Annotated in this window: 19 protein-coding genes; 10 read left to right on the top strand and 9 right to left on the bottom strand. The window is 67.5% G+C overall.

Annotated features, from left to right (window positions below):
- Nucleotides 1-67: 67 nt before the first annotated feature.
- Nucleotides 68-1,735, bottom strand: coding sequence for a fumarate hydratase (locus GA0115254_RS20890; protein WP_176740218.1), 1,668 nt, complete (start codon nucleotides 1,733-1,735; stop codon nucleotides 68-70).
- 196 nt (nucleotides 1,736-1,931) lie between these two features.
- Between GA0115254_RS20890 and GA0115254_RS20895 the strand changes: the two genes are divergently transcribed.
- Nucleotides 1,932-2,594, top strand: a complete 663-nt coding sequence (locus GA0115254_RS20895) for a DUF1707 SHOCT-like domain-containing protein (RefSeq protein WP_093896803.1) — start codon at nucleotides 1,932-1,934, stop codon at nucleotides 2,592-2,594.
- Nucleotides 2,595-2,795: 201 nt separating this feature from the next.
- Nucleotides 2,796-3,176: a WhiB family transcriptional regulator gene (locus GA0115254_RS20900; RefSeq protein ID WP_093896804.1), complete on the top strand. Its 381-nt coding sequence runs from the start codon at nucleotides 2,796-2,798 to the stop codon at nucleotides 3,174-3,176.
- A 125-nt stretch (nucleotides 3,177-3,301) separates the two neighbouring features.
- Here the strand turns inward: GA0115254_RS20900 and glpX are convergent, their stop codons facing one another.
- Nucleotides 3,302-4,333, bottom strand: coding sequence for a class II fructose-bisphosphatase (gene glpX / locus GA0115254_RS20905; RefSeq protein WP_093896805.1), 1,032 nt, complete (start codon nucleotides 4,331-4,333; stop codon nucleotides 3,302-3,304).
- 142 nt (nucleotides 4,334-4,475) lie between these two features.
- On the opposite strand from glpX, the gene GA0115254_RS20910 reads away from it, so the two are divergent.
- A complete protein-coding gene (locus GA0115254_RS20910; protein WP_093896806.1) occupies nucleotides 4,476-4,994 on the top strand; it encodes a DUF4245 domain-containing protein in 519 nt (172 codons plus the stop codon).
- 94 nt (nucleotides 4,995-5,088) lie between these two features.
- On the opposite strand, the gene GA0115254_RS20915 is transcribed toward GA0115254_RS20910, so the two are convergent.
- From GA0115254_RS20915 to GA0115254_RS20930, 4 genes are all read right to left on the bottom strand, one after another.
- Nucleotides 5,089-5,679, bottom strand: coding sequence for a malonic semialdehyde reductase (locus GA0115254_RS20915; protein ID WP_093896807.1), 591 nt, complete (start codon nucleotides 5,677-5,679; stop codon nucleotides 5,089-5,091).
- 206 nt (nucleotides 5,680-5,885) lie between these two features.
- Nucleotides 5,886-6,152, bottom strand: coding sequence for an exodeoxyribonuclease VII small subunit (locus tag GA0115254_RS20920; protein WP_093896808.1), 267 nt, complete (start codon nucleotides 6,150-6,152; stop codon nucleotides 5,886-5,888).
- 110 nt (nucleotides 6,153-6,262) lie between these two features.
- A complete protein-coding gene (xseA, locus tag GA0115254_RS20925; protein ID WP_093896809.1) occupies nucleotides 6,263-7,474 on the bottom strand; it encodes an exodeoxyribonuclease VII large subunit in 1,212 nt (403 codons plus the stop codon).
- A gap of 40 nt (nucleotides 7,475-7,514) precedes the next feature.
- Nucleotides 7,515-8,903: an APC family permease gene (locus GA0115254_RS20930; RefSeq protein ID WP_093896810.1), complete on the bottom strand. Its 1,389-nt coding sequence runs from the start codon at nucleotides 8,901-8,903 to the stop codon at nucleotides 7,515-7,517.
- Between the two features lie 74 nt (nucleotides 8,904-8,977).
- Between GA0115254_RS20930 and GA0115254_RS20935 the strand changes: the two genes are divergently transcribed.
- Together GA0115254_RS20935 and ppgK are read left to right on the top strand one after the other, a co-directional pair.
- Entirely contained in the window at nucleotides 8,978-9,967 is a 990-nt protein-coding gene (locus GA0115254_RS20935; protein WP_176740219.1) for a 4-hydroxy-3-methylbut-2-enyl diphosphate reductase, read from the top strand.
- Nucleotides 9,968-10,034: 67 nt separating this feature from the next.
- Nucleotides 10,035-10,775 carry a polyphosphate--glucose phosphotransferase gene (gene ppgK / locus GA0115254_RS20940; RefSeq protein ID WP_093896812.1) on the top strand — a complete coding sequence of 247 codons (741 nt, stop codon included), beginning with the start codon at nucleotides 10,035-10,037 and terminating at the stop codon, nucleotides 10,773-10,775.
- An 84-nt stretch (nucleotides 10,776-10,859) separates the two neighbouring features.
- On the opposite strand, the gene GA0115254_RS20945 is transcribed toward ppgK, so the two are convergent.
- Entirely contained in the window at nucleotides 10,860-11,465 is a 606-nt protein-coding gene (locus tag GA0115254_RS20945; protein WP_176740220.1) for a DUF6542 domain-containing protein, read from the bottom strand.
- A 241-nt stretch (nucleotides 11,466-11,706) separates the two neighbouring features.
- On the opposite strand from GA0115254_RS20945, the gene ychF reads away from it, so the two are divergent.
- From ychF to GA0115254_RS20970, 5 genes are all read left to right on the top strand, one after another.
- Complete coding sequence (ychF, locus tag GA0115254_RS20950; protein ID WP_093896813.1) at nucleotides 11,707-12,795, top strand: redox-regulated ATPase YchF; 1,089 nt, start codon at nucleotides 11,707-11,709, stop codon at nucleotides 12,793-12,795.
- 226 nt (nucleotides 12,796-13,021) lie between these two features.
- Nucleotides 13,022-14,515 carry a type I restriction-modification system subunit M gene (locus GA0115254_RS20955; RefSeq protein WP_093896814.1) on the top strand — a complete coding sequence of 498 codons (1,494 nt, stop codon included), beginning with the start codon at nucleotides 13,022-13,024 and terminating at the stop codon, nucleotides 14,513-14,515.
- Nucleotides 14,512-16,020: a type I restriction-modification system subunit M gene (locus GA0115254_RS20960; protein ID WP_093896815.1), complete on the top strand. Its 1,509-nt coding sequence runs from the start codon at nucleotides 14,512-14,514 to the stop codon at nucleotides 16,018-16,020. Before GA0115254_RS20955 ends, GA0115254_RS20960 begins: the two co-directional genes overlap by 4 nt.
- Nucleotides 16,017-17,198, top strand: coding sequence for a restriction endonuclease subunit S domain-containing protein (locus GA0115254_RS20965; protein WP_093896816.1), 1,182 nt, complete (start codon nucleotides 16,017-16,019; stop codon nucleotides 17,196-17,198). Before GA0115254_RS20960 ends, GA0115254_RS20965 begins: the two co-directional genes overlap by 4 nt.
- Nucleotides 17,195-20,134, top strand: a complete 2,940-nt coding sequence (locus GA0115254_RS20970) for a type I restriction endonuclease subunit R (protein WP_256102710.1) — start codon at nucleotides 17,195-17,197, stop codon at nucleotides 20,132-20,134. The genes GA0115254_RS20965 and GA0115254_RS20970 overlap by 4 nt, the downstream gene beginning before the upstream one ends.
- Before the next feature lie 85 nt (nucleotides 20,135-20,219).
- Here GA0115254_RS20970 and GA0115254_RS20975 read toward each other — a convergent pair whose 3' ends face one another.
- On the bottom strand, nucleotides 20,220-21,338 hold the full coding sequence (locus GA0115254_RS20975) for a tyrosine-type recombinase/integrase (protein ID WP_093896817.1): 1,119 nt from the start codon (nucleotides 21,336-21,338) through the stop codon (nucleotides 20,220-20,222).
- Between the two features lie 86 nt (nucleotides 21,339-21,424).
- Nucleotides 21,425-21,970 (bottom strand): HAD domain-containing protein, encoded by a 546-nt coding sequence (locus GA0115254_RS20980; RefSeq protein ID WP_093896818.1) that lies wholly within the window; start codon nucleotides 21,968-21,970, stop codon nucleotides 21,425-21,427.
- Between the last annotated feature and the right edge of the window lie 15 nt (nucleotides 21,971-21,985).

The following is a 21,985-nucleotide window of genomic DNA, read 5'->3' on the forward strand; positions in this document are numbered from 1 at the left end:
CCGTGGAAATGCGGCCGGAACGCCCCCGCGGGGCCGTACCTGTCGTGCCTCGGCACGCCTCAGTTCATCAGGCGAGACCCGGACCCCGCACCGGAATGCTGGTGAACGTCGGTGCCGGGGCGGGCTCGGTGAAGAAGTCGTTGCCCTTGTCGTCGACGACGACGAACGCCGGGAAGTCCTCGACCTCGATCTTCCAGACCGCCTCCATGCCGAGCTCCTCGTACTCGACGACCTCGACCTTCTTGATGCAGTCCTGCGCGAGGCGCGCCGCCGGTCCGCCGATCGAGCCGAGGTAGAAACCGCCGTGCGTGTCGCACGCGTCGGTGACCTGCTGGGACCGGTTGCCCTTGGCCAGCATCACCTTGGAGCCGCCCGCCGCCTGGAACTGCGCGACATAGCTGTCCATACGGCCGGCCGTCGTCGGGCCGAAGGAGCCGGAAGCGTACCCCTCGGGCGTCTTCGCCGGGCCCGCGTAGTAGACCGGGTGGTCCTTCAGGTACTGCGGCATCTCCTCGCCCGCGTCCAGCCGCTCCTTGATCTTGGCGTGCGCGATGTCGCGGGCCACGACCAGCGGACCGGTCAGCGAGAGCCGGGTCTTGACCGGGTACTTGGTCAGCTCGGCGAGGATGTCGTCCATCGGCCGGTTCAGGTCGATCCTGACGACGTCACCCGCCTCGTCGAGGTGCTCGTCCGTGGTGTCCGGCAGGAAGCGGGCCGGGTCCTTCTCCAGCTGCTCCAGGAACACACCCTCGGCGGTGATCTTCGCGGTGGCCTGACGGTCCGCGGAGCAGGACACGGCGATCGCCACGGGCAGCGAGGCGCCGTGGCGGGGGAGGCGGACGACACGCACGTCGTGGCAGAAGTACTTGCCGCCGAACTGCGCACCGATCCCGATCTTCTGCGTCAGCTCGAAGACCTTCTCCTCCAACTCCTTGTCCCGGAAGCCGTGACCGGTGGGGGAGCCCTCGGCGGGCAGCTCGTCCAGGTAGTGCGCGGAGGCGTACTTCGCGGTCTTCAGCGCGAACTCGGCCGACGTACCGCCGACGACGATCGCCAGGTGATACGGCGGGCAGGCGGCCGTACCCAGCGAACGGATCTTTTCCTCCAGGAACTTCATCATGGAGGCCTCGTTCAGTACGGCCTTCGTCTCCTGGAAGAGGAACGACTTGTTGGCCGAGCCGCCGCCCTTTGCCATGAAGAGGAATTTGTAGGTGCCGCCGTCGGTGGCGTACAGCTCGATCTGCGCAGGCAGATTCGAGCCGGTGTTCTTCTCCTCCCACATGGTGAGCGGAGCCATCTGCGAATAGCGGAGGTTGAGCTTGGTGTAGGCGTCGAAGATGCCGTGCGACAGGGCCTCTTCGTCACCGCCCTCGGTGAGTACGTTCTGTCCGCGCTTGCCCATGACGATCGCGGTGCCGGTGTCCTGGCACATCGGCAGCACACCGGCGGCGGCGATGTTCGCGTTCTTCAGCAGGTCGAGCGCGACGAACTTGTCGTTGGACGACGCCTCGGGGTCGTCCACGATCCGCCGCAGCTGCGCCAGGTGGGCGGGGCGCAGGTAGTGCGAGATGTCGTGCATGGCCTCGGCGGCCAGGGTGCGCAGCGCCTCCGGGGCGACCTTGAGGAACGTACGGCCGTCGGCCTCGAAGGTGGATACACCCTCGGCGGTCACCAGACGATACGGCGTGGTGTCCTCTCCCAGAGGGAGCAGATCGGAGTACGCAAACTCTGGCATTACGGCCATTCCTCACTCGGCAGACAGCGGCTGACCTCCCTTGGGCAGCGCACCCACCAGGGTAGAGCGCCGCGCGGACGCCGAAGCTGTGAGGTAAGGCTCAGTCCGGCATCCGCAGGGGAGCGGCACGAGGGCGACACGGCGGAGGCGCGGTGGGGACTAGTCGCGATCTATCGCGTTTGGGTACCCTGGGCCGGTGGACCTCGAAAAGCACCCCCAGCAGCCCGTAGCCCCGGCGGAGCCGGCCGGTATCCGCGCCTCCGACGCGGACCGTGACCGGATCGCGGACATCCTGCGCGAGGCCATGGCCGAGGGCCGGCTCACCGCTGAGGAACACGCCGAGCGGGTCGATGCGGTCTACCGCGCCAAGACCATCGGCGAACTGGAGCCGCTGGTACGGGATCTGCCTGCCCCCGGGGGCGCCTCCCGCTCGGCCGCCGAGCCCGGTGCCTTCGGCCACGAGAGCCCCACGGGCCCGGCCGAGAACATGGTGGCGATCTTCAGCAGCTCCACCCGCAAGGGCCGTTGGCGGGTCGGTGGCCGTACGAACGCCTTTGCGCTCTTCGGCAGCGTGGAGATCGATCTGACCGAGGCGCTTTTCGGCCAGAGGCTCACGGTGATCAATGCGACCGCCATCTTCGGAAGTGTCGACATCAAGGTCCCCGAGAACATCTCGCTGCGCGGCAGCGGGACGGGCGTCTTCGGCAATTTCGAAGTCGCCACACTGGAATCCGCGGACCCCGAAGCGCCAGTGGTGGTCGTCAACGGCTATTCGGTGTTCGGCAGCGTCGAGGCGAAGCCCAAGCGCGGGAAGTTCATTGCGGATCTCCAGGACCGGCTGCGTAAATACCTCGGCTAGGACCCGGCCGGGAACGGCGCGGTCCGTCCCGCTGCGACTCTTCCGAACTGCTCTGACACTCCTTCGAGAACAAGCCATATTCCTGACCGGCCGCAATTCCGCAGCCCGGATCAAGTGCCACTCAGTGCATAGGCGTGCGCACAGCGGGTAGGGAGTGCTGCATCGTCTCTCGCTCGCGAAAGCCGTCGTCAGGAGTAGACCGTGCTGCAACTGCCGCATCAGCCCCTGCAGGTCGCTGCCGTCCCTCCCCAGCGCACCCCCGCGCGGGAGGACGAGGCCGGCCCCTGGCACTCGGAGGCGGTGTGCCGCCGGGACGAAGCCGGGCTGTTCTTCGCCCCGTCGAAGGAGCCGACTGCTGCCAGACTCGCGCGCGAGGAGTCCGCGAAGCGGGTCTGCGCGCGCTGCCCGGTGATGGTCGAATGCCAGGAACACGCACTCATGCAGCCGGAGCCGTACGGGGTGTGGGGCGGCCTCACCGCCGCCGAACGCCGCGTGGTGCTCGCCCGTCGCAGACGGCGCGAGATGGAACTCAAGGCATCGTCCGCATCCTCCGCCACGGGCCGCATAGCCGCGGCGGGCTGACCGGCCGCCGGGGTGCCGGGGGCCTGCCTGAACCGGTCCGCTCGCGTCCGTACCGCGAAGAGGCGCCCCCACCGCACACGGGGGCGCCTCTTCGCGTTCTGCTCCCCGGGCCTCGGGGGCGGGACCTACTTGGCGCGGTCGAAGTCGATCGCGCTGTAGGCACGCAGCTTCGACAGCCGGTGGGTCGAGTCGATCTTCCGGATGGTGCCGGACTTGGACCGCATGACGATCGACTCGGTGGTCGCCGTTTCCGCGCGGTACCGCACACCGCGCATCAGCTCACCGTCCGTGATGCCGGTCGCGACGAAGAACACGTTGTCGCCGCTGACCAGGTCGTCGGTGGACAGGACCCGGTCCAGGTCGTGTCCGGCGTCCAGCGCGCGCTGCCGCTCGGCCTCGTCCTTCGGCCAGAGCTTGCCCTGGATGACACCGCCGAGGCACTTTATGGCGCAGGCCGAGATGATGCCCTCGGGGGTGCCGCCGATGCCCATGAGCAGGTCGACGCCGGTCCCCTCGCGGGCGGCCATGATCGAGCCCGCGACATCGCCGTCGGAGATGAACTTGATCCGGGCGCCGGTCTCCCGGATCTCCTTGACGATGCCGTCGTGGCGGGGGCGGTCGAGGATGACGACGGTGACGTCCTCGGGGGCGGAGTTCTTCGCCTTCGCGACCCGGCGGATGTTCACCGCGACAGGCGCGTTGATGTCGACGAAGTCGGCGGCCTCGGGGCCGGTGACCAGCTTGTCCATGTAGAAGACCGCGGACGGGTCGAACATGGCGCCGCGGTCGGCGGCGGCCAGTACGGCGATCGCGTTCGGCATGCCCTTGGCGTTCAGGGTCGTACCGTCGATCGGGTCAACGGCGATGTCGACCTCGGGACCGGTGCCGTCACCGACGCGCTCGCCGTTGAACAGCATGGGGGCCTCGTCCTTCTCGCCCTCGCCGATGACGACGACGCCGTTCATCGAGACGGTGGAGACGAGGGTCCGCATGGCCTTCACGGCGGCGCCGTCGGCGCCGATCTTGTCGCCGCGGCCGACCCAGCGCCCTGCTGCCATGGCGGCGGCCTCGGTGACCCGGACCAGCTCCAGGGCGAGGTTGCGGTCGGGGGCCTCCGGGGAGACCTCTAGCTGAGACGGCAGATGATGCTCGGACATCGGAGCGCACCTTTCTGTACGGCGACGACCGGAAGAGGGTGCTCTGACTCTATCGTCAGGTCGACAGAATGAGCAGGCCGGGTCACGTATGAGCGGGCTGCCCCCGGTCCGGGTCCATCAGGCCTGATGCGACCATGGACCCGTGGCTAGCAAGCGAGGCAAGCAGACAGTGCGGGACATGTTCCTGTCGATGGCGGTGATCTCCGCTGCGGCAGGGCTCGTTTACATCTTCATTCCGCACGACGAGAACGCCAACCCGGTCAAGGCGGTCGACTACCGGGTGGAGCTCCTGACGGCGCGGCGCGCGGCACCGTACCCGGTGGCCGCCCCGGACGGACTGGCCAAGGAGTGGAAGCCGACCTCGGTCAGTTACGACCGCCAGGCGGGCAACAGCTGGCACCTGGGCTTCCTGGACCCGGAGGGCAAGTACGTCGCGGTGGAGCAGTCCACGTCCCCGGCGCAGAAGTATGTGACCGAGGTCAGCCAGGATGCCAAGAACACCGGGCGTACGCAGCAGGTCGCGGGCGAGACCTGGCAGCACTGGAAGGGCGAGAAGTACGACGCCCTCGTGCGCCAGGACAAGGATGCGACCACGGTGGTCACGGGTTCCGCCTCGCCGGAGCGGCTGGCGGAGATGGCGGCCGCACTCAAGTCGTCCTGATGTCCTGTGCGGGGCATCTGCCTCGTGCGGGACGTACGGAGGAGGCCCCGGAGCATCACGTGCTCCAGGGCCTCCTCCGTACGCGTGGCGACGGTCAGACGGTCGTGATGACCTCGTCGTAGGCGAGGCGCGGCAGACGCGGGAACCAGGCGTCCTCGCCCGGCTTGCCGATGTTGACGACCATCAGCACCTTGTGGTCGCCGTCCAGGAACTCCTTCTCGATGCCCGCGGCGTCGTAGCCGGTCATCGGGCCGGCGGCGAGGCCGGCGGCGCGGACGCCGATGATGAAGTACGCGGCCTGCAGCGCACCGTTGAGGGCGGCGGACGACTCGCGGACCGGGCGCTCGGAGAAGAACGCGTCCTTGGCCTGCGGGAAGTGCGGCATCAGGGCCGGGAGCTCCTCGTGGAACTCGTTGTCGGCGACCAGGATGGCGACCAGCGGGGCCGTCGAGGTCTTCGGCTGGTTGCCCTCGGCCATGTGCTTGACGAGGCGCGCACGGGCGTCGTCGGAGCGGACCAGGACGACACGCAGCGGCGACTGGTTGAACGCGGTGGGGCCGTACTTGACCAGGTCGTAGATCGCCTGGACCTGCTCCTCGGTCACCGGCTCGTCGGTGAAGGTGTTGGCGGTGCGGGCCTCGCGGAAGAGGAGATCCTGGGCGGCGGGGTCAAGAACGAGGGACATCTGGCGGTTTACCTTCCGGGTGTACACGTGGATCAAGCAACGGCGGCCACGTTACGGGAGAGGTAGGTTAACTTTCAACTAAAACTGGAACGGAGTGATCCGTTCCACAGTGCGGGCCTCTTGTGCCATTCACCGGCAAGGGCTCCGATCGCGGGCGCCGCCTGCCGCGCGCCCGCGTCGCCGCGGTCGGGGAAGCCGGGGACGTCTCAGTCGTCGTCGGCTGTCGTGCCGCCGCCGCTCTCCTGAGGGTCGGCCGGCCCCGCCAGAGCCGCGTCCAGCCGTGCGCGCGCCCCTTCCAGCCAGTGCCGGCACACCTTCGCCAGCTCCTCGCCCCGCTCCCACAGCGCGAGGGACTCCTCCAGCGTCGTACCGCCCGCCTCCAGGCGGCGCACCACCTCGATCAGCTCGTCACGGGCCTGCTCGTATCCGAGCGTGCCCGCGGCACCAGCTGTCGTAGTCCCGTCGTCCGTCATGCGCCCCACCCTACGTTCCGACCCACCAGGAGCCTCCTGCCTCGCCCGTCATCACTTTCGAGCCGCCTAGGCGCCCGTCCGCCTCGCCCGCCCCCGTATCGAAGCCCCGCTCACTCACTCACCCGCACCGCGAACTCGCCCCCCGAAACCCGCGCCCGAAGCACGTCGCCCGGCGCCCCCGCGTCCGCGGGAGCCCGCACCACATGGCCGTCCGCCCGCTGCAGCACCGCATATCCGCGCTCCAGCGTCGCCGCGGGCGACAACGCGACCACGCGCGCCCGGGTGTGGGCGAGCTCGGAGTCCGCCCGGTCCAGCAGATGCCCCAGTACCCGCCGGCCCCGCCCGATCAGCGCATCGATCTCCGACGCCCGCTCGTCCACCATCCGCTGGGGATACTCCATCGCGGGCCGGCCCAGCGCATGCGCCAGCCCCCGCTCCTCCCGGTCCAGCAGCCCCCGTACCGTCCGCAACGCGCGGTCCCGCAGCTGCTGCACCCGGTCCAGCTCCTCGCCCACATCGGGCACGACCTTCTTCGCCGCATCCGTCGGAGTGGAGGCGCGCAGATCCGCGACCAGGTCGAGCAGCGGGGAGTCCGGCTCATGACCGATCGCCGACACCACCGGCGTACGGCACGCGGCGACCGTACGGATCAGCTGCTCGTCGGAGAACGGCAGCAGATCCTCCACACTGCCGCCACCCCGCGCCACGACGATCACGTCGACGTCCGGCAGGTCGTCCAGCTCCTTCACGGCCTGGACGACCTGATTCACCGCGTGCACCCCCTGCACCGCCGTATTGCGCACCTCGAACCGGACTGCGGGCCACCGCCGCCGCGCGTTCTCCAGGACGTCGCGCTCGGCCGCCGAGGCCCGGCCGCAGACCAGTCCGATCAGCTGCGGCAGGAACGGCAGCGGCTTCTTCCGGTCGAGTGCGAAGAGCCCCTCCGAGGCCAGCGACTTCTTGAGCTGCTCCAGCCGCACCAGCAGCTCACCGATGCCGACCGGCCGTATCTCCGTGGCCCGCAGGGACAACTGGCCGCGCGGCGCGTACCACTCGGGCTTGGCGAGCACGACGACCCGCGCTCCCTCCGTCACGACATCCGCGATCCGGTCGAAGACCTGGCGGAAGCAGGTCACGCTCACCGAGATGTCGTGCGACGGGTCGCGCAGCGTCAGGAACACCACCCCGGCGCCCGGCCGCCGCGACAGCTGGGTGATCTGCCCCTCGACCCAGACGGCCCCGAGCCGGTCGATCCATCCGCCGATGAGCCGTGACACCTCGCCGACGGGCAGCGGGGCTTCCGCGGACGTATTGAGAGCCATGCGAGCGAGCGTATCCGCCCCCACGGACAACAGGGCAGCCCTACACAGCCGGGCCCCGCCCCCACTGCACCGCCAGGACCACCAGCCCCACCCCCAACCAGCACACCCCCACCACCTGAGCGCTCGCGGTCGCCCCCACAATCACCGCGATCAGCACCCCCGCACCCACCACCGGCACCAGCACATGCCGCCACCAGCTGGGCGGCCCCGCCATCCGGCGTACGGCGAACCAGCCGACCACCGACGCGTGCAGCAGCACGAACGCCGTCAGCGCACCGATGTCGACGACCGACACCAAATAATCGAGACCTTCGGCGCGCCGGGCCGCCCACACCGCCGCCACCAGCGTCACCGTCGCGGCGAGCAGGATCGCGACCCGCGGCACCCCGGACCGCGGGTCGACCTTGGACAGGAGCAAGGGCAGCCGCCGTTCCCTGGCCATCGCGAACAGCAGCCGCCCCGCGGCCGCCTGCCCGGCCAGTGCGGCGAAGGCCGCCCCGATCGCCTTGCTGACCGCCACCAGATCGTGCAGCCAGGTCCCGACGGCGAAGTCCACCGTGTCGTAGAACGCCGACCCCTGCGCGGCCGGATCGGCGGCCAGCTCCGCCGACGTCATCGGCTCCAGCAGCGCTGCCAGATACCCCTGCGCCACGAACAGCACGCCCGCGAGCACCAGACAGAACAGCACCGCCCGCGCCACCTTCGACGAGCCCCCCGTCACCTCCTCCGCGAACGAGGCGATCGCGTCGAAGCCCAGATACGACAGCACGGCCACCGACACCGCCCCCAGCACCGCCGAAGCGGAGAAGCCGGAATCGCCGGTGAGCGGGGTCAGCCAGCCCCGCTGCGCCCCGTTCCGTACCAGAACCACCACCGCCGACACCAGGAACACCAGCAGCACCGCGATCTCCATCGCGAGCACCGCGAAGCCGACCCGGGCGGCAGCCCGTACACCCCGGAGATTGAGCAGCGTGGTGACGACTACCGCGAGCGCCGTCCACACCCACCGCGACACCGAAGGCACGAGCGAGTTCAGCGCGATCCCGGAGAAGAGATAGGCGACCGCGGGGATCAGCAGATAGTCGAGCATCGCCATCCACCCGGCGATGAACCCCGGCCCTTCCCCGAGCCCCTTGCGGGCGTACGCGAAGACCGAGCCCGCCAACGGGGCGACCCGCACCATCTGGGCGTAGCTGAAGGCCGTGAACGCCATCACGACGGTCGCCGCGACATAGACCAGCGCGACCGCACCGCCCGATTTCGCATCGAGTGTGCCGAATACGCCGACAGGTGCCATCGGAGCGATGAAGAGGAGCCCGTAGACCACCAGATCCCGGAAGCCGAGTGTCCGCCGCAGCCTGCCTTCCTCCCGGCGCGCACCCTTCGCCTCCGTGGCCCCGCCGCCACTGCCGCTGCCCGTCGCCGACATGAGCCCTCCGTCGATCGCGTACGCATCAGTCTCGCGACCGAGCCGATCATCCGCGCGTCCGGCTCGGCCTTACGATGGGACGCATGACTGCTACGACACCTCGCCGCGTCCTGCTCGCCGCTCCCCGTGGCTACTGCGCGGGCGTGGACCGTGCCGTGATCGCCGTGGAGAAAGCCCTGGAGCAGTACGGCTCCCCGGTGTACGTGCGCCACGAGATCGTCCACAACAAGTACGTCGTGCAGACCCTGGAGAAGAAGGGCGCGATCTTCGTCGAGGAGACGGCGGAGGTCCCCGAGGGCTCGATCGTGATGTTCTCCGCGCACGGCGTCGCGCCGACCGTGCACGAGGAGGCGGCCGAGCGGAAGCTCGCCACGATCGACGCGACCTGCCCCCTGGTCACCAAGGTCCACAAGGAAGCCGTCCGCTTCGCGCAGGACGACTTCGACATCCTCCTGATCGGCCACGAGGGCCACGAGGAGGTCATCGGCACCTCCGGCGAGGCGCCCGAGCACATCACGCTGGTCGACGGCCCCGAGGACGTCGCCGATGTCGAGGTGCGCGACCCGTCGAAGGTCGTCTGGCTCTCCCAGACCACGCTCTCCGTCGACGAGACGATGGAGACGGTCGGCGCGCTCAAGGAGAAGTTCCCGCTCCTGATCTCGCCGCCCAGCGACGACATCTGCTACGCCACGCAGAACCGCCAGATCGCCGTGAAGCAGATGGGTGCGGACGCCGACCTCGTGATCGTCGTCGGCTCCAAGAACTCCTCGAACTCGGTCCGCCTGGTCGAGGTGGCCCTCGGCGCCGGTGCGAACGACGCCCATCTGGTCGACTTCGCCGACGAAATCGACGAGGCCTGGCTGGAGGGTGTCTCCACGGTCGGCGTCACCTCGGGGGCGTCCGTTCCCGAGGTCCTGGTCGACGGCGTCCTGGCGTGGCTCTCGGAGCGCGGTTTCGAGGACGTGGAGATCGTGAAGGCGGCCGAGGAGTCCATCACGTTCTCGCTGCCCAAGGAACTCCGCCGCGACCTGCGCGCCGAGGCCGCGGCGCTCGTGGAGAAGTGACGGTTTCCTGTCGACGGCTTCCCGTTCCGGGAAGTGAGCCGGGCCTCCTGCCCGTACCGTGGATTGCATGCAGATCTTCGGCGTGGACATCGGCGGATCCGGGATCAAGGGCGCTCCCGTGGACCTGGACCGCGGAGACCTGGCGCAGGAGCGCCACAAAGTACTGACACCGCACCCGGCCACGCCCAAGGACGTGGCCGATTGCGTGGCCGAGGTGGTCGGCCATTTCGACTGGTCGGGCCCGGTGGGCATCACCTTCCCGGGCGTCGTCACGAGCGGCTGCACACGCACCGCGGCCAATGTCGACAAGAGCTGGATCGACACGGACGCCCGCGGACTGCTCGGCGACAGGCTCGGCCTTCCCGTCACCGTCCTGAACGACGCCGACGCGGCCGGCCTCGCGGAGATGGCGTTCGGTGCGGGGCGCGGCCGCAGGGGGACGGTGATCGTACTGACGCTCGGTACGGGAATCGGCAGCGCCCTCTTCATCGACGGCAAGCTCGTCCCCAACACCGAGCTGGGCCACCTGGAGCTGAACGGCCACGACGCGGAGAAGCACGCCTCCACCAAGGCCAAGGAGGACGAGGAGCTGAGCTGGCACCACTGGGCGCACCGGGTGCAGAGCTACCTGACCCATGTGGAGATGCTGTTCTCTCCCGAGCTCTTCATCATCGGCGGCGGAGTCAGCCGCAAGGCCGACAAGTTCCTGCCGCTGATCGAACATGTACGGGCCGAGATGGTGCCGGCAGAGCTGCAGAACAACGCGGGCATCGTGGGAGCGGCGATGGCGGCGGCGAACACGGCGTAGGGCTCACCCGGCTGCCCCGCCCTGCCCTGCGGCTCCGGGCCACCGCCGGGGGCGACGCGGCCGCCGCCGTTCCTCGGCCCCCGGTCAGCGCTGGGGGCGACGGGGCGGCTGGGCGGGCCGAGCCGTCTGCGCGGCGAGCAGCATCCGACGCTGGCGTTGCCGCTGCCGCATCAGCCGCACCTTCCGTACGGTCGCGATGAGCCCGGCGATGAGCGTGCCGCCGTACAGCCACCCGGCATGTACGGCGAGCGCGGTGACGAGCGCCATGGTCTGGCCGCCGAAGCCGCCCGTGCCGCCGGAGATCGGGATGACGCCGACGGCGAATGCGATCGGCACGATGATCGGCGCGGTCACCAGGTCCGCGGGCCGTACCCACAGCGCGGTCAGCGCGCTGACCGGCAGGAACAGCACGCCGAACACGGTCGACGAACCGTCGAGGACCAGCCAGTCGAGGCACGCCAGCAGGAACATGGAGGCGGCGGCGAAGAGCCCCGCCCCGATGCCGGTCAGCCGGGGATTCGGCAGCCTGCGCAGCGCGAGAACGGCGGGCGGCACCGGCCGGGACCGGCCCTCCGGCTTCGCGTCCATCACCCGATAGACGGCGGCGGCCTCGTCGATGGTGCCCTGCGGGGACAGCGGGGCCTGCCGAGACTGCCTGCGCTGCGGGGGACGTGTCCTGTGCTGCTCCACCCGGACAACGTAGGTCGACGGGCGGGAGGAAACGGGTGCGGGACACGCGCTTTGGGCGACCTAGGGGGTGAGTTCGATGCCACACGGCCGAACGGGAACCGAATCGACGCCCGGCCGGACCCGTGGCTGCCCGGTTGCCCCCGCCCGTAAACTGGAGAATCGGCCCACCCGGGCCCGACGCTTTTCCGCCCGTCCCACCACCTCCTCATCCCTCCTCCTCACTCCTCAGGAAGTCGCCAACGTGTCGCTCACGATCGGAATCGTCGGCCTGCCGAATGTCGGCAAGTCGACCCTGTTCAACGCCCTGACCAAGAACGACGTGCTGGCGGCCAACTACCCGTTCGCCACGATCGAGCCGAACGTGGGTGTCGTCGGCGTCCCCGACTCGCGCCTGAACAAGCTGGCGGAGATCTTCGGCTCCCAGCGGCTGCTCCCCGCGACGGTCGACTTCGTCGACATCGCCGGCATCGTCCGAGGGGCTTCGGAGGGTGAGGGCCTGGGCAACAAGTTCCTCGCGAACATCCGCGAGTCCGACGCGATCTGCCAGGTCATCCGCGCCTTCAAGGACGAGAACGTCGTCCACGTCGACGGCAAGATCTCGCCCAAGGACGACATCGAGACGATCAACACCGAGCTGATCCTCGCCGACCTCCAGTCCGTCGAGAAGGCCGTCCCGCGCCTCACGAAGGAGTCCCGCCTCCAGAAGGAGAAGGTCGCGGTCCTCGCCGCGGTCGAGGAGGCCCAGAAGATCCTCGAGTCCGGCCAGACCCTCTTCGCCGCGGGCATCACCGCAGGCACGGAGAAGGGCAAGCTCCTCCACGAGCTGCACCTCCTCACCACCAAGCCCTTCCTCTACGTCTTCAACGTCGACGAGGACGAGCTGGTCGACGAGGACTTCAAGAACGAGCAGCGCGCCCTGGTGGCTCCCGCCGAGGCGATCTTCCTCAACGCCAAGATCGAGTCCGAGCTGATCGAGCTCGACGACGACGAGGCCCTCGAACTCCTCCAGTCCATGGGCCAGGAAGAGCCCGGCCTCGCCACCCTCGGCCGCGTCGGCTTCGACACCCTGGGCCTGCAGACCTACCTCACGGCAGGCCCGAAGGAAGCCCGAGCCTGGACGATCAAGAAGGGCGCCACGGCCCCCGAGGCGGCCGGTGTGATCCACACCGACTTCCAGAAGGGCTTCATCAAGGCGGAGATCGTCTCCTTCGAGGACCTGGTCGAAATGGGCTCGGTCGCCGAGGCCCGCGCCAAGGGCAAGGCCCGCATGGAGGGCAAGGACTATGTGATGCAGGACGGGGACGTGGTGGAGTTCCGCTTCAACGTCTAATACGTCTAGAGAGAGGCCGTCTGACCTGCGGCGGATTGGGTTGGACGGCCTTTGCGGTCCGCGGATAGTCCGCAGGGGGCGACGCGTATTCAATACATCGCTGGCAGTTCCCGTTACGCTCCAACACGTGCTCGCCGGGGACGGCGAGTCCACCAGGCAGAGTATGGAAACGAGTAGTGATCGAGTGGGGTCGAGTGCGGTCGGCACGGGGGAGCAGGAGCTTCCGATGCCGTTGACGCTGGGAGAGCTGAAGTCGTACCTGGCGAAGGCGGCTGATCTGCTGCGGGGCAGCATCGATCAGGCGGACTTCAAGGCGTACATCTTCCCTTTGATGTTCTTCAAGCGGATCAGCGATGTGTATGACGAGGAGTACGCCCGCGCGCTGGATGAATCCGGCGGTGACCACACGTATGCGGCGTTCGAGGAGAACCACCGGTTCACCATCCCTGAGGGATGCCACTGGGCAGATGTGCGCGAGCGCACTGAGAACGTTGGCGAGGCGCTCAAGACCGCCTTCCGCGGGATCGAGCAGGCCAACCAAGGCACGCTGTACGGCATCTTCGGTGGTGCGACGTGGACCAACAAGGACAAGCTGCCGGATCGCAAACTGATCGACCTGATCGAGCACTTCTCGACCAAGACTCTTTCGATCTCCCAGGCCGCGCCCGACGTGCTGGGGCAGGCATACGAGTACCTGATCAAGCGTTTCGCCGACCAGTCCAACAAGAAGGCCGGTGAGTACTACACCCCGCGCGAGGTGGTCGGGCTGCTGGTCAACATCCTCGACCCCCAGGAGGGTGAGACGGTCTACGACCCGGCCTGCGGCACCGGCGGCATGCTGATCGAGGTCATCCAGCACATCAAGGCCCGCGGCGGTGACCCGAAGACCGTGCTCGGCAAGCTGTACGGCCAGGAGAAGGTGCTCACCACCTCCGCGATCGCCCGAATGAACCTGCTGCTGCACGGCATGGAGGACTTCCACATCGAGCGCGGCGACACACTGCGCGATCCGGCCTACTTCGATCATGGCCGGCTGGCGAGGTTCGACTGCGTGATCGCCAACCCGCCGTTCTCGTTGAAGAACTGGGGCCAGGAGAAGTGGGCTTCCGATCCGTGGGGTCGTCATGAGCTGGGCTCGGTTCCGCCGAAGGGGTACGCCGACTGGGCCTGGGTCCAGCACATGCTCACCTCCGCCGCACCCACCGGGGGAAGGGTCGCGGTTGTCCTCCCGCAGGGCGCCCTGTTCCGTCAGGGCGCCGAGGGCCGCATCCGCGAGCACGTCCTCAAAGCTGGCTCCGTGGAGGCCGTCATCGGCCTGGCGCCTAACCTGTTCTACGGCACCGGCTTGGCCGCCTGCGTGCTCATCCTGCGCCGCCAGCGCCCCGCAGAACAGCAGGACAAGGTGCTCTTCGTCAACGGCGAAAGACTCTTCAAGCGCGGCCGCAACCAGAACACCCTCGAGCCCGACCACGCCGAGTCTCTCCTGAAGGCATATCAGCGGTACGCCGACCAACCCGGCCTGGTCTCGGTCGCGACCCTGAACAACATCAAGGCCAACGGCTGGAACCTGAACATCCCGCTCTACGTCGAGCCGGAAGACACCGGCGAACAGATCACCCTGAAGCAGGCCTTGGCCGACCTGGAGACCGCGCACGCGAATGGCCGCGAGACCCGCGCAGCGCTGGAGACCGAGCTGGCGAAGTGGGGGCTGGGCGCATGACCACGACGAGTCCGAAACGGATCACCCAGCGGGAACTGGAGTCCTACCTGTGGGGCGCCGCAGTACTGCTGCGCGGCCTGATCGACGCCGGCGATTACAAGCAATACATCTTCCCGATGGTCTTTCTCAAGCGGCTCTCCGACGTCTACGACGAGGAGCACGCTGCAGCCCTGGAGATGTACGGCGACGAGGAGTTTGCCGACCTTCCGGAGAACCACCGCTTCGCTATCCCCGCCGACGCCCACTGGGCCGACCTACGCAAGGTCACTAGCAACGTCGGCACCGCGCTCAAGGCCGCGATGCGAGCCATCGAGTCCGCCAACCCCGATACCCTCACTGGCGTCTTCGGAGACGGCGAGTGGACCAACAAGGACCTGCTCCCCGACTCGACCCTCTCCGACCTGATCGAGCACTTCTCGACTAAGAAGCTGTCGGTCGGGAACCTGCCCGAGGACGAGCTCGGGCAGGGCTATGAGTACCTGATTAAAAAGTTCGCTGACGACTCTGGTCACACCGCCCAGGAGTTCTACACCAACCGCACCCTGGTGCACCTGATGACGATGATGCTTCAGCCCGAGCCGGGGGAGTCGGTTTACGACCCCACCTGTGGCACCGGCGGCATGCTCATCTCCACCGTCGCCGAGCTCAAGCGCCAGAGCAAGGAGTGGCGCAACCTGCGCCTGTACGGCCAGGAGCTCAACTACGGCACCTCGGCGATCGCGAAGATGAACCTCTTCCTCCATGGCATCGCTGACGGCCACATCACCCATGGCGACACCCTCGCCAAGCCGGGCTTCCTCGACATCCAAGGCCAGCTGCAGACCTTCGACGTCGTCCTGGCCAACCCGCCCTACTCCATCAAGGCCTGGAACCGGGCCGCCTTCACCCAGGATCCCTACGGCCGCAACATGTGGGGCGTCCCGCCACAGAACCGGGCTGACTACGCTTTCCTGCAGCACATCGCGAAAAGCCTCGACCCGAGAACCGGCCGGGCTGCGATCCTCCTGCCGCATGGTGTGCTGTTTCGTCGCGATGAGGTCGTCGTGCGGGAGGGCTTGGTCGAATCCGACATGGTCGAGTGCGTGCTCGGGCTTGGCGAAGGGCTGTTCTACAACTCGCCAATGCCGGCAGCCGTTGTCATCCTGCGCACGCAGAAGCCACGCGAGAGGCGAGGCAGGATTCTGCTGATCGATGCGAGCAAGGAGGTTGCGCGCGAGCGGACACAGTCATTCCTCCGTGCAGCAAACCAGACAAGGATCCTTGATGCCTACCAGGCCTTCGAGCCCGTTGACGGCTTCGCAGCCGTGGCGACCATTGATGAGGTCCGCCAGCGTGGGCACTCGCTGGCCATCTCCTCGTACGTCACCTCAGCGACGGACAGCAGAGCTAGCGCTGGTGGTGAGTCGCTCGATGTCGCGCTGAGGAAGTGGCGTGCGGCCGCAGCGGAATCCGACCGGGCGGTCGAGGAAGTCCTGGCCATGCTCGGCGAGGAAGTGTCTCAGTGAACCTCAAATTGGACAAGTCCGCCTGGAAGCGCGTCGCCCTCGGCGACGTCGCAAGGCATGTCACCGATCGCGTCGATGCCGAGATGTCTGGACTCGAGCGCTTCCTCGCAGGTGAGCACATCCCTAGCAACGACCTCGCAGTCACCCAATGGGGAGTCATCGGGCGCGACCCGATCGGGCCGATGTTTTATAAGCGGTTCAAGCCTGGTCACGTCCTCTACGTCTCACGGCGCTCCTACCTGCGTAAGGCAGCCGTCCCAGAATTTGAGGGAATCACTGGAGAAAAGACCTTCGTGCTGGAGAGCCGTGATGAGTCGGTCCTGCTCCAGCGGTTCTTGCCGTTCGTCCTCAGTGCTGAGGTATTCCACTCGTATGCGGTTGCCAATTCCCGCGGTTCGGTCAACCCGTACATCAATTGGACGGAGCTGGCGAACTACGAGTTCGACCTCCCACCCCATGACGAACAACAGCGCCTCGCCGACCTCCTCTGGGCCATCGAGGGGCACCGGCGTTCGGTCGTGAGCGCGATGGCGGCAGGCCTCAGTGCTAAGTACGCATGGCTAGGCACTTCGATTGGCACCCTCGTGGACAGAGAAGCTGTGCCGTTCGAGCGTGTATGGGAGCGATCCCCCGAGAGCGGGTGGTCTGCTGCACCTGTCGACGAGGCGACAGGCCACCATGTGCTGTCGCTGGCAGCCATAGGCCAGTTTGGCTACCGCGCCGGCCAACTGAAGAACGTTCCAGACAGTCCCGAAGTGAGGGCGGCCAGACTCAATCAGGGAGACCTATTGATCTCGCGAGCGAACACAGTCAAGACCGTCGGCCGCCCCTGCATTTTCACGGAGGACCGGTCAGACGTCTCGTTCCCGGACACGATGATGCGTCTGCATCTCGTTGACGACGTTCAGCCCGCGTTTGCAGAGGCAGTCCTCGCTAGCCCTCACGGGCGCAGTCACATGAGGAGAAACGCCGCCGGGAGTGCGACCAGCATGGTTAAGATCAACCGTCAGTCGCTGTCCCGCTTTGCGTTCCCGACGGCAACCGCTGAGGAACAGAACGAGTTCCTTGACAGGCTTGCGCGATTTGATGAAGCAGCGGATTTGGTGCAGTCCGATCTCCTTGCACTGGATGCCTCACGAGGAGCCGTGTCTACCGAGATCTTCGGAGGTGCCGCGTGATCTTCAACGAGGCGAACACCGTCCGCGACTTCGTCCGGGATCTGGCGGAGTCGGTGGACATGCGATTCGTGCCGGGGAGTCATTTGCCGCGGCGCACCGATGAGGTGTTGCTGGAGCAGCATGTGCGGGAGGCGTTATTCCGCCTCAATCCGACTATCGAGGCGGATCCGCGTCTGGCCGATGAGGTGATCTACCAGCTGCGCGCGATCCTGATCTCCGCGCGCAGCACGCCGAATCCAGTGGTGGCAAACGCGGAGTTCGCGGCATGGCTCACCGGGCAGAAGTCGATGCCGTTTGGGCGCGACGGCGAGCATGTGACCGTCAAGCTGATCGACTTCGATCATCCCGGCGAGCACAGCGCGAATGACTGGGTCGTCTCCACCGAGGTGGCCTATGGGGTCGGGCGGCTAGAGCGGCGCTTCGACTTGGTGATCTGGTGCAACGGCTTTCCGTTGGTCGTTGGGGAAGCGAAGTCACCGGTGCGGCCGGCGTACTCCTGGATCGACGCGGCGGCACAGATCAAGGAAGACTACGAGGTCAACGTGCCGGCGTTCTTCGTGCCGAACGTGCTCAACTTCGCCACCGAGGGCAAGGACTTCCGCTACGGGTCGGTCGGAATGCCGGTGGAGCTGTGGGGGCCGTGGCGGGCGGACGAGTCCGGTGGCGACCACACGCCGGTGAAAGTGGGCCTCGCGACGGTCAAGGGGGCGGTTGAGGGCCTTTTGGATCCAGATGCGATCCTGGACTTCCTGCGGTTCTTCACACTATTCGCGACCGACAAGAAGCACCGCAAGATCAAGGTGATCGCACGGTTCCAGCAACTCCAGGCGACCAACCTGATCGTGGAGCGGGTGCTGCACGGGCAGATCAAGCAAGGGCTTATCTGGCACTTTCAGGGGTCGGGGAAGTCGCTGCTGATGGTGTTTACTGCGCAGAAGTTGCGCGCAACGGCGGGGCTGACCTCGCCCACGGTGATCATTGTGGTCGACCGGATCGACCTGGACACCCAGATCACCGCGACGTTCAACGCCTCGGACGTACCCAACCTCGTCTCAACGGAGTCCCGCCAGGAGCTGCAAGAGCTCCTGGCTGCTGGCGCGCGGAAGATCATCATCACCACGATCCATAAGTTCGGCGAGGCCTCGGGCGTGTTGGACGCGCGCGACAACATCATCGTGATGGTCGACGAGGCCCACCGCTCCCAGGAGGGCGACTACGGCCGCAAGATGCGCGAGGCGCTGCCCAACGCGTTCCTGTTCGGGCTGACCGGGACCCCGATCAACAAGCGCGACCGCAACACGTTCATGTGGTTCGGCTCCGGGGTCGACGAGTACGGGTATCTCTCGCGCTACTCCTTCTCTGACTCCATCCGGGATGGCGCCACCCTGCCGCTGCACTTCGAGCCACGCCTCTCGGAGATCCACCTGGACGAGGAGGCGATCACCACGGCCTTCGCTGAGCTCGCCAACCGCCACAGGCTCAGCGAGGAGGACCGCACCGCCCTGTCGAAGAGGGCCGCCTCCCTGGAGGTCCTGATCAAGGCCCCCGCCCGGGTCCGCGAGATCGCCGCCGACATTGCCGAGCACTTCACCGCCAAGGTCGCCCCGCAGGGCTTCAAGGCGCAGGTCGTGGTCTACGACAAGGCCACCTGCGTGGCGTACAAGAAAGAGCTCGACGGCCTGCTTGGCCCGGACGTGTCCACGATCGTGATGTCCACCGGCCGCAGTGACAAGCTGACGTGGAAGCAGTGGACCCCAGGCCGTGAGGAGCTGGAGCGGATCACCGCCCGCTTCAACGACCCGGCCGACCCGCTGAAGATCATCATCGTGACCGCGAAGCTGCTCACCGGCTTCGACGCCCCGATCCTCTACGCCCAGTACATCGACAAGCCGCTGCGCGAGCACACCCTGCTCCAGGCGATCTGCCGCACCAATCGGGTCTACCCGCCCGCGAAGACCCACGGCCTGATAGTGGACTACCTCGGCATCTTCGACGACGTTGCCAAGGCCTTCGAGTTCGACGACAAGTCCGTCCAGCAGGTCATCTCCAACATCGCTGTACTCCGCGACCAGCTCGGGCCGGCGATCGAGGCTGCTCTGGCGTTCTTCCCGGGCGTCGACCGCACCGTCGGCGGCTATGAGGGCCTGATCCAAGCGCAGACCGCGATCGACTCCGATGAGTCCCGCGACGCCTACGGAGCCGCGTACAGCGTCGTTGCCCAGCTGTGGGAGACCCTCTCCCCGGACCCGGTCCTGTCCGAGTACGAGTCGGACTACCGCTGGCTGACCGACGTCTACCAGTCCGTGCAGCCCACCGACGTCACCGGCCGCCTGGTCTGGCACACGTTGGGCGCCAAGACCCTCGAGCTCATAAACGAGCACGTCACCATCGAGGTCCCGCGCACCGACCTGGAGACCATCGTCCTCAACGCGCAGGTCATCGAGGACTTGATGACCGGCAAGCGCAAGGACATCGACCCCATCGAGGTCGAGAAGTGGATCACCGCCCGCATCGCCAAGCACGTCGGCAACCCGGCCTTCGTCGAGCTCGGCCAGCGGTTGAATGTTCTGAGGGAGAAGTACGCCTACTCCCAGCAGGCATCGCTGGAGTTCCTCAAGGAGCTCTTCGCGCTGGCGCGAGACACGGTCGCAGCGGAGAAGGCCGCCGCCGAGGTGCCCCGCGAGGAGCGCGGCAAGGCCGCCCTGACTGACCTCTTCGAGTCACTCAAGAGCGAGGAGACCCCGATCATCGCCGAGAAGGTCGTCGACGAGGTCGACTCCGTGGTCCGTACCGTCCGCTTTGACGGCTGGCAGGGCACCAACGAAGGCGATCGCCTCGTCCAACAGGTGCTTCGCAAGGCGCTCTATATCAAGTTCAAGATCCGCGACCAAGATGTCTTTGGGAAGGCACTGGGATACATCAGGGAGTACTACTAGAGGCGCCGGAGCCCTGGCGGTCTCATCGACCGACCGGCCCCGGTGCCATGTACGTAAACGGCTTCAGTCAGCGGCGGGGTAGCCGCTACACGGCTTCAGCGGCAGGCGCCTTGCCGTCCGCAGGGCGGCCCGCGTACGCCTTGTCGACCGCGGCCCGGGTCCGCTCCTCAGAGTCGGGCCACAGGTGGGTGTAGATGTTCAGCGTCATGGCCGCATTGGTGTGGCCGAGGCGCTCGGAGACCGTCTTTACGGACTCGCCGTGCTTGATAAGCAGGCTGGCGTAGTGGTGCCGGAGGGCGTGGGGCCCGGTGCCCTTCGGTATGCCGGCCTTCGCACAGGCGGGCCGCCAGGACCCGTCCATGAAGTGCGTGTAGACCACGGGCCCGCCTTGCGGCGCCGTGAAGATCCAGCTCTCCGGCCCATCGGCGGGGAAGTCCCGCAGGTGGGCCTTCATCGCATCCACCGCTATGCGGGGGAGTGGAACCGTGCGGTGCGAGCGAGCGGTCTTGGGCGGGCAGACGTACACGCCGTGCTTGGCGGTCTGCTGGATCTGCTGCTCGACCGAGACGGTGGCGTGCAGCAGGTCCACGTGCCGGAGCTGGAGGCCGAAGAGCTCGCCAGGGTGGAGCCCCGTGCATGCGCCCAGCAGGACCAGGCCCCTGTAGCGGCCGGGTATCTCCTCGGCCAGCGTCCGCACCTGCTCGACGGCCAGGGGTACGACCTTCTTCCTCGGAACTGAGGGCAGCTTCGCGTCGGTGCAGGGGTTGTGCGGAATCATGCGGTCGCGAACCGCTGCCCGGAAGACGGCGTTGACCGTGTTGAAGACGGTGCGGGAGATGCTCGCGGCGAGCTTGTGGGTGGTCGTCAGGCTGGTGATCCAGCTCTGCACGTCACCGGGCTTGATCGCGCCGAGTGCCCGCTTCTCCCAGACGTGGTAGGCGTAGCAACGCAGGTGCTGGGCTACGGCCTTGGCCGTCGACGGCCGGTGCGGCTGGCTGGCCCGCCACTCCTCCGCGTACTCCTTGAAGGGCTTCTTCGCCGAGCGCGGGTCGACGTACTGCCCGGTGACCACGCTGGTCGTGACCTCGTCGAGCCAGCGCTGGGCGTCGATCTTGCGCTCGAAGTGGCGCGCGTGCTCCTTGCCGTCGAGGTCGCGGTAGCGGGCGCGCCATTTGCCGTTGGGTCGCTTCTGGATGTTCGCCAAGTGGCTTCTCCTTTATGCCGGTTGTCAGTAGTGGCCGCGCAGCATCCTGATGCCCTCGCTGCTCGCGGCAGCGAGGGCATCAGTCGTCAGACGGCTCGGGCTGTGGGCAACTGCGCGACCCACTTCGTCACCTCGGTCAGATGCTCGGGCTGCAGACCGAGATGTGGGTCGGGCTGAACGATGAGGGTCGGCGTTCCCCTGGCGGTGCGCTCCGCCGCCCAGGCGTGGTCGAGGCTGGTGAAGTCGTCGTCGATCCAGACGGCGGGGGCATCTGCCAGCCAGACGTCGACGTGGTCGCGTTTCCAGAGGTAGCCGTCGGGGTGGCTGGTGGTGATCTGGGGGCGAGGCAGGTCGAGGTAAGGGAAGTCAGGCAGCCCCAGGAGAGGGCCGATGATCGTGGTGGCGTCCCTGCGCCAGCTCGTGCACCACACGGGGGTGACGAGCCCGCTGGTCAGGAGGTCGGTGAGAATGCGGCCCTGGCTCGGGTCGAGCCAGATGGGCACGGGGTCGTCGGGGTGTCGGCCGGTGGGCAGGACGGTGTGGCGGACGTGGGTGGGCGGGGTGCTGCCGTCGGCGGCCGGGAACGGTATGAGGACGCCGTCGATGTCGAGGAGCAGGTAGGGCAGGGGCATCGTTGCCTCCGTCGG

This window comes from Streptomyces sp. Ncost-T10-10d, assembly GCF_900091955.1.
Classification (GTDB): domain Bacteria; phylum Actinomycetota; class Actinomycetes; order Streptomycetales; family Streptomycetaceae; genus Streptomyces.

What these genes read in the sequence shown, in the direction of transcription:
- GA0115254_RS20890 (WP_176740218.1), bottom strand. Translation starts at nt 1,735, where the DNA reads ATGCCAGAGTTTGCGTACTCCGATCTGCTCCCTCTGGGAGAGGACACC.
- glpX (WP_093896805.1), bottom strand. Translation starts at nt 4,333, where the DNA reads ATGTCCGAGCATCATCTGCCGTCTCAGCTAGAGGTCTCCCCGGAGGCC.
- GA0115254_RS20915 (WP_093896807.1), bottom strand. Translation starts at nt 5,679, where the DNA reads ATGTCCCTCGTTCTTGACCCCGCCGCCCAGGATCTCCTCTTCCGCGAG.
- GA0115254_RS20920 (WP_093896808.1), bottom strand. Translation starts at nt 6,152, where the DNA reads ATGACGGACGACGGGACTACGACAGCTGGTGCCGCGGGCACGCTCGGA.
- xseA (WP_093896809.1), bottom strand. Translation starts at nt 7,474, where the DNA reads ATGGCTCTCAATACGTCCGCGGAAGCCCCGCTGCCCGTCGGCGAGGTG.
- GA0115254_RS20930 (WP_093896810.1), bottom strand. Translation starts at nt 8,903, where the DNA reads ATGTCGGCGACGGGCAGCGGCAGTGGCGGCGGGGCCACGGAGGCGAAG.
- GA0115254_RS20935 (WP_176740219.1), top strand. Translation starts at nt 8,978, where the DNA reads ATGGGACGCATGACTGCTACGACACCTCGCCGCGTCCTGCTCGCCGCT.
- ppgK (WP_093896812.1), top strand. Translation starts at nt 10,035, where the DNA reads ATGCAGATCTTCGGCGTGGACATCGGCGGATCCGGGATCAAGGGCGCT.
- GA0115254_RS20955 (WP_093896814.1), top strand. Translation starts at nt 13,022, where the DNA reads ATGCCGTTGACGCTGGGAGAGCTGAAGTCGTACCTGGCGAAGGCGGCT.
- GA0115254_RS20960 (WP_093896815.1), top strand. Translation starts at nt 14,512, where the DNA reads ATGACCACGACGAGTCCGAAACGGATCACCCAGCGGGAACTGGAGTCC.
- GA0115254_RS20980 (WP_093896818.1), bottom strand. Translation starts at nt 21,970, where the DNA reads ATGCCCCTGCCCTACCTGCTCCTCGACATCGACGGCGTCCTCATACCG.